Annotated in this window: 17 protein-coding genes; 7 read left to right on the top strand and 10 right to left on the bottom strand. The window is 47.3% G+C overall.

Translation table 11 applies throughout. The annotated features are described in order from the left end of the window. Positions 1-65: 65 nt before the first annotated feature. Entirely contained in the window at positions 66-773 is a 708-nt protein-coding gene (locus N7387_RS06085) for a hypothetical protein (RefSeq protein ID WP_279797716.1), read from the bottom strand. Positions 774-906: 133 nt separating this feature from the next. Next, positions 907-1377, bottom strand: a complete 471-nt coding sequence (locus N7387_RS06080) for a hypothetical protein (RefSeq protein ID WP_279797714.1) — start codon at positions 1375-1377, stop codon at positions 907-909. 234 nt (positions 1378-1611) lie between these two features. On the opposite strand from N7387_RS06080, the gene N7387_RS06075 reads away from it, so the two are divergent. From N7387_RS06075 to N7387_RS06045, 7 genes are all read left to right on the top strand, one after another. Beyond that, positions 1612-2892, top strand: a complete 1281-nt coding sequence (locus tag N7387_RS06075) for a hypothetical protein (protein WP_279797712.1) — start codon at positions 1612-1614, stop codon at positions 2890-2892. A gap of 46 nt (positions 2893-2938) precedes the next feature. Then, the gene (locus N7387_RS06070; RefSeq protein ID WP_279797710.1) at positions 2939-3394 is read left to right on the top strand and encodes a CesT family type III secretion system chaperone; all 456 of its coding nucleotides are present in this window, start codon (positions 2939-2941) and stop codon (positions 3392-3394) included. Between the two features lie 111 nt (positions 3395-3505). Further along, entirely contained in the window at positions 3506-3790 is a 285-nt protein-coding gene (locus tag N7387_RS06065; RefSeq protein ID WP_279797707.1) for a YopJ family acetyltransferase, read from the top strand. A gap of 22 nt (positions 3791-3812) precedes the next feature. Then, the gene (locus N7387_RS06060) at positions 3813-3962 is read left to right on the top strand and encodes a YopJ family acetyltransferase (protein WP_279797705.1); all 150 of its coding nucleotides are present in this window, start codon (positions 3813-3815) and stop codon (positions 3960-3962) included. A gap of 329 nt (positions 3963-4291) precedes the next feature. Next, positions 4292-5122: a DUF1460 domain-containing protein gene (locus tag N7387_RS06055; protein WP_279797702.1), complete on the top strand. Its 831-nt coding sequence runs from the start codon at positions 4292-4294 to the stop codon at positions 5120-5122. Then, positions 5119-6579 carry an SH3 domain-containing protein gene (locus N7387_RS06050; protein WP_279797700.1) on the top strand — a complete coding sequence of 487 codons (1461 nt, stop codon included), beginning with the start codon at positions 5119-5121 and terminating at the stop codon, positions 6577-6579. Before N7387_RS06055 ends, N7387_RS06050 begins: the two co-directional genes overlap by 4 nt. Positions 6580-6708: 129 nt before the next feature. Beyond that, positions 6709-8646, top strand: a complete 1938-nt coding sequence (locus N7387_RS06045) for an SGNH/GDSL hydrolase family protein (RefSeq protein WP_279797698.1) — start codon at positions 6709-6711, stop codon at positions 8644-8646. A gap of 54 nt (positions 8647-8700) precedes the next feature. Here N7387_RS06045 and N7387_RS06040 read toward each other — a convergent pair whose 3' ends face one another. The 8 genes from N7387_RS06040 to N7387_RS06005 are packed head-to-tail and all read right to left on the bottom strand — an operon-like array spanning position 8701 to position 14495. Further along, complete coding sequence (locus N7387_RS06040) at positions 8701-9750, bottom strand: EscU/YscU/HrcU family type III secretion system export apparatus switch protein (RefSeq protein WP_279797696.1); 1050 nt, start codon at positions 9748-9750, stop codon at positions 8701-8703. Continuing rightward, complete coding sequence (locus N7387_RS06035; RefSeq protein ID WP_262860289.1) at positions 9743-10516, bottom strand: EscT/YscT/HrcT family type III secretion system export apparatus protein; 774 nt, start codon at positions 10514-10516, stop codon at positions 9743-9745. Before N7387_RS06035 ends, N7387_RS06040 begins: the two co-directional genes overlap by 8 nt. Beyond that, a complete protein-coding gene (locus tag N7387_RS06030; RefSeq protein ID WP_262860290.1) occupies positions 10513-10779 on the bottom strand; it encodes an EscS/YscS/HrcS family type III secretion system export apparatus protein in 267 nt (88 codons plus the stop codon). Before N7387_RS06030 ends, N7387_RS06035 begins: the two co-directional genes overlap by 4 nt. Then, positions 10776-11423, bottom strand: a complete 648-nt coding sequence (gene sctR, locus N7387_RS06025) for a type III secretion system export apparatus subunit SctR (RefSeq protein ID WP_279797690.1) — start codon at positions 11421-11423, stop codon at positions 10776-10778. The genes N7387_RS06030 and sctR overlap by 4 nt, the downstream gene beginning before the upstream one ends. A gap of 59 nt (positions 11424-11482) precedes the next feature. Further along, positions 11483-12487 (bottom strand): YscQ/HrcQ family type III secretion apparatus protein, encoded by a 1005-nt coding sequence (locus tag N7387_RS06020; protein ID WP_274370881.1) that lies wholly within the window; start codon positions 12485-12487, stop codon positions 11483-11485. Beyond that, positions 12468-12833 (bottom strand): Secretion system apparatus protein ssaP, encoded by a 366-nt coding sequence (locus N7387_RS06015; RefSeq protein WP_279797687.1) that lies wholly within the window; start codon positions 12831-12833, stop codon positions 12468-12470. The genes N7387_RS06020 and N7387_RS06015 overlap by 20 nt, the downstream gene beginning before the upstream one ends. Next, a complete protein-coding gene (locus N7387_RS06010) occupies positions 12823-13137 on the bottom strand; it encodes a hypothetical protein (protein ID WP_279797685.1) in 315 nt (104 codons plus the stop codon). Before N7387_RS06010 ends, N7387_RS06015 begins: the two co-directional genes overlap by 11 nt. Before the next feature lie 56 nt (positions 13138-13193). Next, on the bottom strand, positions 13194-14495 hold the full coding sequence (locus tag N7387_RS06005; RefSeq protein ID WP_262860351.1) for an EscN/YscN/HrcN family type III secretion system ATPase: 1302 nt from the start codon (positions 14493-14495) through the stop codon (positions 13194-13196). Positions 14496-14500: the final 5 nt, after the last annotated feature.

The following is a 14500-nucleotide window of genomic DNA, read 5'->3' as shown; positions in this document are numbered from 1 at the left end:
ATTGCGCCTTTTTTATTGTACACAGAAAACCCCCGGCCTGGCCGGGGGATATTTATTACCGTTTTTCAGGCTTCGGATTTAAGGCGGGCCAGAATCGACAAATTCCGTGCATTCCCGGCAGCCCGGGCAGATTTATCGTCATCTCTTGTTATTTGATAGATCCATTTTTTGACATGCTGATAAACAGCCCGCGGAAAATCATCCTGACTATCATCTTGGTTTAAACCAATCAGTTTTAGTGCTCCGAGCAACGCGGGATTTTGCTTCAGAAACTCATTTTCGCTGCTGAGTACTGAATCAGCCGTTCTGTCAGGCTCAGATCCGACAGAGAAATGATGAAACTCAGAGACAATATCATTCCCGGCGTACTTCATCGACAAAAGCAGATGGCATGCATCGCCGGGATTAACAGTACTGCGGTTTTCCGGGACGATTTCCTGAGTCGTATCGTGACACCTGATTTCACTATCCCCTATTTTGAAACAGGAACCATGATTGTCATCGAATTGCCAGGTTAATAAATTCTGCCATGCAGCTGATACGTACTGCTTCAGTTCAGCAAATAAGGCCAGTTGTTGTGCCGCTGTGTCCGCACGAGCCAGACGAAACAAAGCGAGCTTCGCAGCCTCTTTTTGTGTGCCAAGGAACCAGTCTGCGATTTTTCCCCGCAGGCTGGTCACCTCTTTCTCATGGTTGGCTGTTATACATGCAGAAATATCATTTTCGGTTATGGCGCAATGATACCGGAATCTGCTGGTAAGATGGATATCCATAGTGACCACCATTGAATGTAACGGATTGGAATTTGTATGAAACCGGGAAAAAACTAACGTATAGCCGGTAACAGGGCATCACCACTTTGTGTCAGAGGAAATCGTCCGGAATATACGTTAATTATAAAAAATATCAGAACCTCCTAAATATTCTTTTCATTTCCTTTTCTGCTTTATTGGCGACTCTATTTGCTTCGGCAACTGCCTTTCCTGAACTTCTTCTAAATTCAGCGCTGATGCGCTCACCCATATTTTTACGTTCATCCGGCTTTAACATGTCCTCCATTTCACGTGTCAAGTTATTAAGCTGGCTTAAATTCGCCTTATTATCCTCACCCATTGCGATATTATCCTTTATCGAATTTACCACGCTTAGTGCAGTCAACAATTTGTCACTGATTGCCGTGACATCCCTCATTTTGGTTTCATTTTTTTCAATGAAATCTGTGAAATATCTTATTTCATGAGTTGTTTTGTTCGGTTCTATTACATTTAATTTTTCCTTCAGAAGATCAATTTTCCCGGAAATTACCGGGCAATGATTTTCCTGCAGTGAAACCGAGGTTGCGTTTACAGAATTAGAGTTTGAAGTAGATGCTAACATAAATAGTCTCCAGGTAGTAAGTTACATAAGGGAAATAAATTATGCCCTTAAAACACCTTTTTTTGCATCAGGTTATCACCCTATTGATGGTCATATTTTCTTAGCGAAGTTAATACGATTGCTACAGAAAACTAAAATAAGGTTATTGCCCTATTAAATATAGCGATAGTTTTATATATATATTTACATGAGCTTTTACATTCTTCTTGGATAAAAAAACAAAGGAGCTATATTATGACAACGTCAGTAACTGCTACAGGTTCTATGAATTATGACCACTTTGTTGAAATTGCAAAAAAAAGTAATCAAGACGATATAGTAACATTAAGCAGTAACGGAAGAGAATCACGTTTAACTGCAGGGCGTTCATTATGCGAGCGTTTTATTATTATGTTGAATAGCACCCGCTTAGGATCTATTTGTTGTATTAATGCAATGTATAAAAAGCTGCAACACAGGGAAGCTCAGGCAGTTACATCTTTCTGTAAAGCAATAAATGACATTTATGAGGAAAGATCCCAGGATATTGTTAATTCACATATTAAAGGCAAAAAAAAATTAGTGGTCACAGATGTAATTAATATCCTGGATAAAATTAAAATAAATGGTATTAATTACAAAAAATGTCTTGAAAAAGATAAAACAATCTCACTTTTAATCAAAAAAGATGGCTTTGCTGATTTTTGTATGTCTCAATTAAATCATTTCGACTTAGCTTTACTTTCCGACCTCACTAACCGCGTTGATGAATTAATGGTAAATACCATTAACAGAAAATCATTCTGCGACGATTTTAAATCTGCTTTGAAGACTGCACTTGTCGACTTTGTTACCGCTATGCCAGCATCATCATACAAATTTATGGATACAGTAGCCGGTAAAAATATTTCCGGATTCAATACAGCCGAAGAAAAATATGAAAAAAATGAGATTAACATTTATGGCGAGTTAGATCCTAATTTCACAACAGAAGACTTTGAACAGATATCTGAAGGAGCGGCCATGATTAAAGCTCAATTAATCTATACAGGTAAGCATGATCAATATCGTCATAATGTGTATGCAGATCTTTTTTATAAGTTTAATGAGATACTGCCACAAGCACATATCAACGCTGCCGCATCGGAAAATATAGTACCACCACAACAGCCTTCATTACCGCAAGTACATGCCACCGTGCCGAAAAATATGGCACCGCCTCCGTTGCCGCATGTACATACTGATGCCACACCACCACCACCACCACCACCACCACCAAATATCGACATCGCCGCATCGAAAAATAAACAACTTCCACCAATAAATCCAACAGCATTACCGAGTGAACAAGTTGAACTGAGGAAGAAAACTGAGAATAATAAACCACCTGAAATAGATTTCAAGACTGCCATAGAAGCAGCTATAAATAGACATCGAATTGCCAAAGCATACAGCATGACTGATGATGTTGATGATGTTGATGATGTTGATGGTGTTGATGGTGTTGATGGTGTTAAATTTTATGATTGTAATTGATACCCCGACTTCTGATACTAATAATAAATTGAAGGAATAATTAAATATGGAATATTACACAGAAAAACAAATAGCTTTTTTGGCAGAAAAATTAGGTGTTAACATTATTCCCGATATTCAACAGCAGTTTTTACTGATTATCGATGGCCATCATTTTATTGTACGGTTACTGGAGGGAAAATGGTATTTTCACGCAAAAATTTGTTATTCCCGTGATATAAAATGCTCAAGTTCTCACTATAAGAAAATGCTGGCAATCAATATGAACGAACATCGGTTTGGGTTCGGCGTATTGTGTCTTTCTGAAGAAGAAGATGTAATCATGTATGTATTAAGAAAAGCGTGTGATAATAACGAGGATAGTTTGTATAATATGCTGGATATGTTTGTGAATCGTGCTGATGCTATTCGTAAAATGATTTTCATGAACTCTTCACCAAATCAGCACCGGGCGCTTATCGGTGCAGAACCATACCAATTCAATGTATACACCAAAGGATAACAACAGGGAAAAATTTTTCAGCCCCCGGTTCATTCAATGCCGGGGGATGAAAATACGTGTATGTGATCTGTGACCCGATCGCTATTATTTCACTGAATGAAGGTAAAATAAATGATTAGATCAATATCACCAATAAATTCCCCCGTGAGTTTATCAAACGAGCATGCCTGTTCTTTCATCAGTGATGAAAAACTCAAAAATATAATAATACAGTTGGAAAATGATATAGCGGATAATTCATGGTACAATAACAGTTATTCAATGAAAGATATGGAGATCATGCCGGCACTGGTAATACAGGCGAACGATAAATATCCTGAAATGAACCTTAATTTTGTTGAATCGCCACAGTACCTTTCTGAGGAAATAAAAAAAAATAATAGGCCGCAGAGTTAAATCTTTCCGATTCATTGTTAACATGGGTGAAGATGGAATACATTTTGGTATCATTGATTGTAAAAAAACAAATGAGAAAATATCTCTGATATTATTTGAACCATCAAACTTTAAAGGAAGCGGGTCTTCCATATTGGCATTCAGGGTAAAAAACGTCTTGATGAATACTTAAATACTAACCCGAAGGCGGTTGATACTATTATTAACAAAAAAAATGAAACTATCCTTAGCAGGTTTGATAACAATAAATCTGTTATAAACGGAAAAGAATTATCCGTCTCAGCGCATAAAAAGAGAGTGACTGAATATAAAGCACTTCTCAAACCATAATATATGAAGACGGAGTCCATCAGGGAAGACAGAAAGTCAGGTCACATCATGCCTTCACGTTATTTTCCATCCGGCTCCTGATTGTTGAATCAGGTGATCAGCTGATAGCGTTTTTCTTCATCAATTACAATCATATACCTTAAAAATTTATTAACTTTAAGGGAATGTGTTATGAACGTACAAGCATTGACAGTGTCATTGATGTTGGCGCATCTGATGACGGCCAGTGCCGCACCCGGTACAGAAAAATATCAGACCATCATGGACAGTCTTACAGCGGGAAAAGTCAGCCGGATTATTCACACTGATGTTTTACCGTTTTCCGGTGAAGATCACGGGGAGGTGATAAGCCGGGTGTCATCCGCCTTTCCCGGTACGCCTTACCAGGCTAATACGCTTATCGGCGGACCTGGCACGCCCGAATCGCTTGTCGCGAATTTTAACGGTGTGGACTGTTTTACGTTTATAGATTACACCGAAGCCCTGACCCGCAGCCATGACCAGGCATCATTTCTGCGCAATCTTGCGGCGGTTCGTTACACCGGAGGGAATGTTAGCTATCTCAGCCGCCGGCACTTCTTCTCTGACTGGTCCGCCACAAAGCCGTACAACGCCCGGGATGTCACACCGGATATCAGCCCTGACTATGCCGTTGCAGACAAACAACTTAACCGCAAACCGGATGGAAGTGAGTACATCCCGGGTCTGGGCATTCATCCCCGTAAAATACATTATATTCCGGGAAAAGCCATCAGCCGGCAGGTGCTGGATAATCTGAAAACCGGCGATTATGTCGGCGTCTACTCTGCGCTGGACGGTCTGGACGTTTCGCATGTGGGTATCGTAGTTCGTCACGATGGCAAGGTATGGTTCAGAAATGCCTCCTCGCTGGCCGAAAACAACAAAGTGGTGGACTCTCCGTTCGCGGAATACATGCGCGCGAAACCGGGCATCGTTGTTTTGCGGGCTGAGTCGTCCGCCATGACAGGAGATACGCAATGAAAAGAGTCCGGATCCCCGCAAGCATAAAGCCCCTCTGTCTGGTTGTTCCCCTGCTGTTATCGGCATGCCACTCTGCCCCGCTCAGACAGGTGTCAAATAAAGTGACAACGGCCGGTCATGTACCGGCAGACTATATTGATCCAACCAAATCACTGTTCCCGCTGAGCAATTACCCGCAATCCGCCGATAAATGGTTCCCTCCCGGCCCGGATATGCACGTTCCTGTCATGGCAGCCGCGGCACAGCAGCGCCACTTTTCTGACCTGAAATCCCGTTATTTTGGTATGGGTGCGGGCGAAAAGTCGCCCTGGAATCCATCTTATATCGCATCAGTTCTGCGCAAAGGGGCGGATGTTAGTCGTGATGCCAACATCAGGATGTACCTGGGTGAGCGAAGTGTTTCCCGGGGCGGAAACTTCAGAGTCCACCCCGCCGCCTGGAAACAACAGATAAGAGATAACATGACGACCAGCATTAACCGGGTTTATACCCCGTCAGCAAGGGGGATTGCTGTCAGGGAAACGCTGGTTAGGGTTCTTCCGACAAACGACCCGGCTTATGGTGACCCCCGTCAGGCCGGACAAGGCTACCCTTTTGACAATTTACAGATGTCCTCTGTCCGTCCCGGCACCCCTGTATACGTACTGGCAGCCAGCCGCGACAGCCGCTGGAAATACGTATTATCCCCCACTGTGACCGGGTGGGTACACAGCGAAGATATTGCAGAGGCGGATCAGCAGTTTGTCACTGAATGGCTGACTCTGGCTACTGACAACCTGGGGGCGTTTATTAAAGAACCGGTTTCCGTTCATGGGGGAGGACAATATTATTTTACTGCACGTCCCGGAACCCTTCTGCCATTCAGGAATGGACGGCCCGGCTTTTTTGACGTTATTGTGCCGGTGCGTAAAAGTGATGGCCGCGCACAAATTCACCAGGTCAGTGTAAAGGAAGGTGAGTTTGTTGCCATGCCATGGAAAATGATACCCGCTAATATGGCTGTGCTGATGAAGTCGATGAGCGGCAGACCCTACGGATGGGGAAATTATAATTTTTATAATGACTGCTCTGCCGAAATACGCAGCCTCATAATGCCTTTTGGTATATTTCTTCCCAGAAACTCTGCGGCACAGATACAGTCGGCCACACGAATTGTCGACCTCAGCCGGGAGAATACCGCCACCCGTCTTCGTTATCTTACGGAGCATGGCAAACCCTTTACCACGCTTGTCTATATTCCCGGACATATCATGCTGTACATCGGTAACACGGTCATTAACGGACAGACAGTACCGATGACATACCAGAATATATGGGGACTGCGACCGGCAAAGGCCAACAGCCGGCGTATTATTGGCGGTGCCGTTTTTTTACCCCTGCTTGCCGCTTATCCGGAAAGCCCGGATCTGGAATCACTGACTGGTAAGTCACAGTTTAAACTGGGTTTTATTGAATAGCGGAAACACTTTACGCTTTGTTGTAAATATGATGGTGACCGCCCCGGCGGTCACCGGACGACGTCTGCTGATTTGCCATCACTGACGCAACATAACCTGTCAAAACCCTCACTATGGAAAAATGATGCCATGGAAATTATGCCGTCTGCTTTTAAGCCTGTATCTGATTTCATTGAATCCAACAGACGTGAACAGATGTCTCCTGTTGCCCGGTTAATCGATTTAATTCTCTCGTTTACAGGGCTTCGCCCCACTTCCTCACAACATTCAGAATCCCTTGCCAAAGAACTGGCAGTCCCCCTGTACCGGGCAATGACGGATGGCAGTGAGGAGATCATCGTTCTGACGGACGGAATAGTCCTGTCGGTCTGTCCCGCTAAAAAGACAGCGGTATTGCGTTCTCCGCACAGAACCGATGTCTGTATTCCTTATCATATTCTCATTACAGCCTGCCTGAATTCACATCCTCTGACTATTCAGGCTGATGCGTTTATTTCCCCTGATCTCATCTCTTATCAAAAAGCATCACCAGAAGAAGAAACCGAACAATTCCTGAAAGATCACCGGCGGGGGTTCAACAACAGAACAACAGTAGACTACTGCGCTGAACACAGCGGGAAATCTTATCATCTGACCGGAGACAGTTTGTCTCTCCTCTCGAAGGCTTTAGCTGATCGCAAAGAAAAACAGGGCGCGTACTTTACTGAAAGTAACGCAGGTTCATTATCTTTTCAGTATATGGATGAGGAATATTGTCTTGATAAGACCGATATTTATCATATCGCATCGGTCTGCAATCAGGGGTTCCTCTCTGCGCTGACCAATAATGTCGTTATAGGTATCCGCAACGCCGGGGGAACCATTCATGTGACAGATAATATTACCGCGCTGAGTATTCTTGATGCATCAGGCGTATCTGATGTGTTAACAGCGCAATTAATATCCCGCACCTCGTTGCCCGGGGAGTCCCCGGTAAGCCATACGCTGAGAGGGGACGATATCACTTCAGTATGGTCTGATGTCAGCCTCCCCGTCTATGATCCGTTCAGGGACGAATGGGAATACATGACATGTGATGTGACACTATCTCACTTCAGGGACGGGCAGGCCCGGATGAGTGTGAACGTTAATTCCCTGACAGCAGAGCACCTGAAGAATATCTCCGCGCAATCAATATGTCCGCCATTAATAAATGATAAGGCCCCCTTCAGACTCGCCACCGAAATAAACAGATTATATCCGTGCGTAAAAGAGAACGCTTTAGAGAAAATAAACAAAATAATTATTTTTGGCGACAGTCTTTCTGATTCCGATGGCCGGATGCTGAAAAAATCGCATCACCTGTTACCTTCCCGCCATCAATATTATGAAGGCCGGTTTACCAACGGGTTTGTCTGGAATGAGTTCCTGTCATCACCTTCATTTTTAAATAAAAAAGTAATCAATTATGCGGAAGGAGGGAGCACCTCTGCCCGCTATTCCTGTTTTAATATCATCGGCGATTTTGTGTCAAACCTGGATAAGCAAATAAAATTATACCCGCCTTCTGACAACGATCTCGCGATTTGTATGCTGGGTGCGAACGACTATTTGACTTTACACAAAAGTGACGTAATAAACGTGGTTGAACAGCAGGCAGACCAACTCGAAAAGCTCCTTAAACGTAACGTCGGCAATGTTCTTGTGCCGGGCCTTCCTGATTTATCCGGCACACCTTATGCCGGCCAGCACCATAACACGGTGTTAATGAACGATATTACAATAGCTCACAATGTGCTTTTGAAAGAGAAGACGGAGGAATTACAGAAGCGCTATCCAGAACAAAAAATTTCGTACTTTGACACATATTCAGCATTTGAGACGATCAGAAAAACAGCGGACGAAGTGGGTTATGACACCACACATCCGTTTAATGAGCATGGCTACATTCATATTCCCGGCGAACGCGATCCGGTTATAAACATTGCTCCCGGATATATTTATAATGATATGCTTCATCCCACTCAGGAAGTCCATCAGTGTTTTGCCGCGATATTGGGAAATTTCATCATCAATAACTTTAATTAGCTGAATTCATTGTGTGACGCGGCTTACCCGGATTAATATCTCTGTCTGCGCCGGTCACACATCAGCATCATAATCAAGTTCCAGTACCATGCGCAGCAACGCGGCAACGGGTTCGAACAGCGATTCAGGGATCACATCACCCGTGTTAACACTGAAAAACAGCTGCCGTGCCAGCGCAATATTCTCCACCACAGGAACAGACTGTCTGGTGGCAAAAGCAACAATATGTTCAGCCCGCGCATCTGTTCCTTTTTCAAGAACCGTTGGAATCGGTGTCTCTGCAGGGTCATAACCCAGACAAACAGCAATGTGCGTGGGATTGCGGATAACAACGGCGGATCGCTTAATATTCTGCGCTAAGCTGCCGCTTTGTATTTCATGTTGTACTTCACGCAGCCGTTTTTTCACCTGCGGGTCGCCTTCCGTATTTTTAGCCTCCTGTTTGATATCCTCCTTACTCATTCGCTGTTTTTTCATCACGTTGTGTGCCTGAAAGGCATAATCAATAACGCCCAATACCACGTAAAACATCAGCAAGGCATACCATATCCAGCGGATCATAACAGTGAAAAGCGGGATGGCACAGCCTGCGTCACAATATGGCAGCGCCTGAAATGTCGGCAAAAAAGAGTGGAAAAGAAAGATGAAAACGGAACATAGCAAAATGACTTTCAGACAGGATTTAAACAATTCCATCAGACTGTGTACGGAAAAAATTTGTTTAAAATTATTCACCGGATTAATTTTATCGCTTTTGAAACCTATCGCCTTTGTGGCAAGCAGAAAGCCGACCTGTGCAACCAAACCCGCTATGGTTGCCGCCGCCAGCATGCCGCCGAACAGCGCAAAAAAAGCACCTCCTGAATGCAGTAATGCCTGTATCAGCTGTCCGAAGGCATAGTCAAATGGCTGATTGATGAGTCGTGAAGCCAGCAGTATCAGACCGGCAATCCGCTGTATAACCTCATCGGCAAAAAAATGAAAAAAAGCCAGTATCGTCAGCAACTGAATGCCGGAAATTATTTCCGGACTTTTGATAACCTGTCCCTTCAGACGGCTGTCACGCTTCTTTTTTGCGGTAGGCTTCTCGGTTTTTTCACTCATGACCGGCTAACCACTGACTCACATGCCGGTAAAGGGATTCACTCTCCAGTGCATAGTGGCGGAAGGCGTATGACAATGAGAGCAGCAATAGCAGGAGCGCCAGCACACTTTTCACCGGCATGGATAAAAAGAATACGTTAAGCTGCTGTGCGGATCGGTTGAGCAATCCGAGCGCCAAATCCGCCAGCACCATGCAGAACACGGCCGGCAGAGAAAAATTCAGGCACAGCTGGTACAACACACTCCACTGCGCCAGCAGAAAGTGTAAAAATGGTCCGTTGAAACGCAGTGTCCTGCCGGGAGGTAAATAGTGGTATGAGTCATACAACGCAGTCAGAAGCTGACTGAATCCACCGGTAATAAAGAAAAGCACACACAGGAACTGGCTGAACAACAGACCAAAAATGGATGTTTGTACCGACAGCGCCGGGTTGAACACGGTTGCCATGGTAGCACCGCGTAACGTGTCAATCAGAAATCCTGCCATATCCACGGCCCAGAAAGGAATTGCTGCGAAGAATCCCAGCATCAGACCGATGATCAGCTCTCCCGGGATCTCACTCAGCCAGTCCCATCCCCGGTAAGTAACCGGCTGGGTATAAAAAACGGGCAGTACCGGCAGCATCAGCGCCAGAAGCACGCCATTGCGAATCAGCGCCGAGCCGAGATTACCGGTCTGCAGCAGCGGAAAAAGCAGTGTCAGTCCAAGCGGTCTCATTAACATCAGCGTTAAGGTGACCAGTCCGTCACTGAGAGAGATCATCACCCGTGCACTCCTATCTGCAAAAACACCTGACGGGTATAGGCGAGAAGCTGTCCGCCTATCCAATGATAAGTCGCCATAATAACTAACACCACGGCGAGCAGCTTTATCATAAACTGCAGCGTTTGATCCTGAATCTGGGTCAGTGCCTGAAGGAGACTCACCGTCACGCCGACCACTGCCGCGACCAGCACCACCGGTAATGACGTCATGAGTACCAGCCACAGCAGCTCTGTGACGAGGTGGGTTATGCCGGCATCCGTCATCTGAAACTCTGCACCAGCTGAGAAAGAATCAAATCCCAGCCGCCGGCCAACAGAAAAATTAATAACTTGAACGGCAGAGAGATAGTCATCGGGGACACCATCATCATTCCCATCGCCAGCAGAATGTTGGATACCAGCAGATCGATGGCCAGAAACGGGAGGTAGATAAGCAGACCAATACGAAACGCCTGCGACAACTGGCTGACGGTAAAGGCAGGCAGCAGGATCAGAAGTGAATCCGGTTTAATACGGCGCCGTGCCTCTTCCGGCCAGGTTCCGGCTATCAGATGACGAAAATAATGCATCTCTTTTTCATCGGCGTTTTTTTGCAGGAACCGGCGGTAAGGGTCAAGCGCCCGGCTGTCCCAGCCCTGTAACCAAGGTACGGTCGCGTCTTCCTTCTCAGGATGCCACCCGGCTTTTACCTCCAGGGCTGTCGGGGCCATGATAAAGAGCGAGAGCACCAGCGCCAGACCATAAAGTGCCATATTGGGCGGCACCTGCTGAATACCCAGCGCATTGCGTAAAATAGAAAACACCACTGCCAGTTTCAGAAATGAGGTTCCCATGACAATAGCAAGCGGCAGCAGAGAAAGAAAAAAAAGCAGTGCTATCAGCTGCCATGGAGAGTCAGGTAACGGCATATTATCTCCTGTTTATTCGGCTATAAAATAGTTATAGCCGTACCATGACCCACCCTCCATCAGGTGTTAACCGTATCCTCATTCGTATTCACATCATCAGACGGATGCACAAACCATTGGGTGATTCGCACCAGAAAACTGTCCCCGCAGGCTATCAGTTCTCCCTGACCTATCACGCAGCCATTCAGCCTTAACGTCACGTCGGGTGAGAGCCTGGCACCGGTCGCAATAAGATCACCTTCACGCAGCGTCCGCAACCGGCCAAGATCGATATCAATTTGTCCAGCCTCTACCAGCAGCTTTTGTGGCAGGGCATCAAGATGATACGATAAAGGCGGGGCCGTACCTGCGCGATCGCAGTCCTCCGCTAACAGGCTTTCCATATCATTGATCAGCGCTTCAGTTTTCACTTCTCCTCCCTCCTCTATCCGGATACGTACCGCACTTCCCGTTACCGGCAGTACAACCAACTCCCCCTCCCGCAGATGGCCAAAAGGATTCATCCGCAACCCGGTCCCGGGACCGATACTCTTCATCTCATGTACCGATACCTGACACCACCCGGCATAACAGGCGGACGCCACCGGTGGTAATAAACGTACCGGCCGGATACAGGGGCTTATCTGCTCAGCAAGGGTCCGGAACCAGGTGGCGGGCCAGCCAAACAGCACACAGCGGAACGTATAGCCGTCAACCTGCCAGGCAAACACGACCGCAATATACTGACTGAGCATGCTGCAATGTCCGGGCGTTCCCGGCAGGTTGTGTAATGTCGCACCGCTTGCCTGCAACAGCGGCGACAACCCCCATTCCGCAATACCCGCCAGCAGACAGGGGTCGGCCTCCTGATCTGACGCGGTACCGAGAGTTCCTTCACACCACTGCTGCCAGTCACTTTCAGCTAACCAGATGCCGCACGGGGTATCTTCTGCTGTGACTGAAAACAATCGCCCCGCCGGGCTGCCGGTCCAGCACTGAGCCGCAACATGCAGTGCGCCAAACGCCATCCCTTCTGTTTGTACTATCCCGGCAAGGCTGCTTTCTTCAGCAGAGATCTGCATCATACTCTACCTCCAGCGTAACGTTGTGCCCGATCTCCAGCAGCCCGGCATTCAGCCAGGTGAAAAAGTCCTTCAGCCTGCAGTATAAGTCACGCCGGGGCACCAGAACTTTCAGCAGGGTGATACCTTCCCGCATTTCAATTTCGCAAATAAGTCCCGCCGCAGAGCCTCCCTCCAGCCGGTAGCGTTGTTTTTTTTGCCTTAGCACCGCTTTTCCCGCGCTGCCCTCAGGCATTTCCGCCACCTGAGCCATCAGCTGAATAAATCCGGTGGTTTTCGTTGATTGTCGTTTCTCCTGTTCAGGCAACAGGTTATGCCAGAGACAACCTTCTGTCCGGTTAACGTTCATTGCTCAGCAGACTCCTCAGTTTTTCTTTTTTTTTCATCACGCTCACCAGCATCTGCTGCAACCCGCTGATTTTCTCCCGCAACCGTTCTTGCTCGTCCGCAAGCTGCTGCTGCTGCTGCGCCAGATCGTATTCCTCATGAAATAAATCATGCATAATCTGTTTCTGTTCCATCAGTTCGCCCGCAGACAATGTACCGGACCAGAGAAGCAGTTGATTGAGCTTTTGCATCAGATCGTGACGACCGCTCTGATACTGAAAATCCAGCAGCTCCGTTTGCTGTCGCTGCTGATCCAGTTCCTTCATTTGCCGCCGCAGCCGCTCCTCGCGGCGATCTTTTATCCTGAGTAAACAATTCAGCATCAGGTGTCTGTCAGATAACGCATTTGTGCCAGCAGTTCGTCGCGATCGCATGGTTCATTACTCTGTTGTTGAAGGAAGTGACAGATAGCGGCATAACGGTCTACCGCAAGGTCGGCCAGGTCGTCTTCTCCCCGTACAAACTCACCGACCCGCACCAGAAGCTCCACATCACGATACGTCGATAACAACGTCCGGATTGCGTTCGCCAGCATCTGATGTTCACCGCCGGCCACCATCGTCATCAGCCGGCTTATGCTGGCTAAGATGTCAATAGCAGGAAAGTGAGCCGCTTCCGCCAGGCGGCGGGAAAGAACGATATGGCCATCGAGTAACGACCTCACTTCATCTGCCAGCGGTTCGTTCATATCGTCGCTTTCCACCAGTACGGTGTAAAATGCAGTGATACTGCCAAGAGTGCTTCTGCCCGCCCGTTCGAGCAGCCTCGGTAATGCCGCAAAAACGCCCGGCGGATAACTGCCGGAAACCGCAACCTCACCACCGGCGAGCGCTATTTCACGGGCGGCGCGGGCAAAGCGGGTTAACGAATCGGCAAACAACATGACTCTCTTACCGCGATCGCGAAACGCTTCGGCGATCGTGGTCGCCACCGACAACGCCCTCATACGCTCAAGCGCGGGCCGGTCAGATGTTGAAACCACTATCACGCAGCGCCGCCGGGTCTCTTCCTCCAGCGTTTTCTCAATGAACTCACGGACTTCCCGGCCACGTTCACCGATGAGCACCAATACGTTAATGTCGCTGTCAGGGCTGCGGCACAGCATCGACATCAGCGTACTTTTCCCTACTCCCGCTGCGGCAAAAATCCCCACACGCTGTCCTTCACCACACGTCAGAAGACCGTCAATGGCACGGATCCCGGTAAACATCGGTTTATCAATCATCCGGCGCAGCAGCGCCGACGGCGGCGGCGCATCGTAATCCCGCCAGGGACCCTGCGGAGCAGGGCCGTCATCAAGAGGCAATCCCATACCGTCCAGTACCCGCCCTAAGAGATCCTCCCCGACCGGAACACGATGCCGCCGTCCCAGGGAACGCACCTGCTGCCCGTAATGCAGACCAGCCGTACTGGCAAAGGGTGAAAGCTGCACTGTTGAACCGTCGATACCCACGACTTCCGCCAGCCCGCCTTCCGGCAGCAGACAACACACCTCCCCCATAAAAACCCCCGGCAGGTAAGCTTTGATCAGCGTTGCACCAACGTGCAGTAACCGGCCGGTCCTGAGATAACCTTGTGGTACATCCCGCAGCGGTGTCAGTGATTTTTCGAGGGCGGTCAGCATTTCTG

Source organism: Morganella sp. GD04133 (assembly GCF_029835375.1).
GTDB lineage: Bacteria > Pseudomonadota > Gammaproteobacteria > Enterobacterales > Enterobacteriaceae > Morganella > Morganella morganii_B.
This window is presented reverse-complemented; position numbering and strand designations above follow the sequence as displayed.

Coding starts and splice junctions, on each gene's coding strand:
- N7387_RS06085 (WP_279797716.1), bottom strand. CDS start 773: ATGGATATCCATCTTACCAGCAGATTCCGGTATCATTGCGCCATAACC.
- N7387_RS06080 (WP_279797714.1), bottom strand. CDS start 1,377: ATGTTAGCATCTACTTCAAACTCTAATTCTGTAAACGCAACCTCGGTT.
- N7387_RS06075 (WP_279797712.1), top strand. CDS start 1,612: ATGACAACGTCAGTAACTGCTACAGGTTCTATGAATTATGACCACTTT.
- N7387_RS06070 (WP_279797710.1), top strand. CDS start 2,939: ATGGAATATTACACAGAAAAACAAATAGCTTTTTTGGCAGAAAAATTA.
- N7387_RS06065 (WP_279797707.1), top strand. CDS start 3,506: ATGATTAGATCAATATCACCAATAAATTCCCCCGTGAGTTTATCAAAC.
- N7387_RS06060 (WP_279797705.1), top strand. CDS start 3,813: ATGGGTGAAGATGGAATACATTTTGGTATCATTGATTGTAAAAAAACA.
- N7387_RS06055 (WP_279797702.1), top strand. CDS start 4,292: ATGAACGTACAAGCATTGACAGTGTCATTGATGTTGGCGCATCTGATG.
- N7387_RS06050 (WP_279797700.1), top strand. CDS start 5,119: ATGAAAAGAGTCCGGATCCCCGCAAGCATAAAGCCCCTCTGTCTGGTT.
- N7387_RS06045 (WP_279797698.1), top strand. CDS start 6,709: ATGGAAATTATGCCGTCTGCTTTTAAGCCTGTATCTGATTTCATTGAA.
- N7387_RS06040 (WP_279797696.1), bottom strand. CDS start 9,750: ATGAGTGAAAAAACCGAGAAGCCTACCGCAAAAAAGAAGCGTGACAGC.
- N7387_RS06030 (WP_262860290.1), bottom strand. CDS start 10,779: ATGACGGATGCCGGCATAACCCACCTCGTCACAGAGCTGCTGTGGCTG.
- sctR (WP_279797690.1), bottom strand. CDS start 11,423: ATGCCGTTACCTGACTCTCCATGGCAGCTGATAGCACTGCTTTTTTTT.
- N7387_RS06020 (WP_274370881.1), bottom strand. CDS start 12,487: ATGATGCAGATCTCTGCTGAAGAAAGCAGCCTTGCCGGGATAGTACAA.
- N7387_RS06015 (WP_279797687.1), bottom strand. CDS start 12,833: ATGAACGTTAACCGGACAGAAGGTTGTCTCTGGCATAACCTGTTGCCT.
- N7387_RS06010 (WP_279797685.1), bottom strand. CDS start 13,137: ATGAAGGAACTGGATCAGCAGCGACAGCAAACGGAGCTGCTGGATTTT.
- N7387_RS06005 (WP_262860351.1), bottom strand. CDS start 14,495: ATGCTGACCGCCCTCGAAAAATCACTGACACCGCTGCGGGATGTACCA.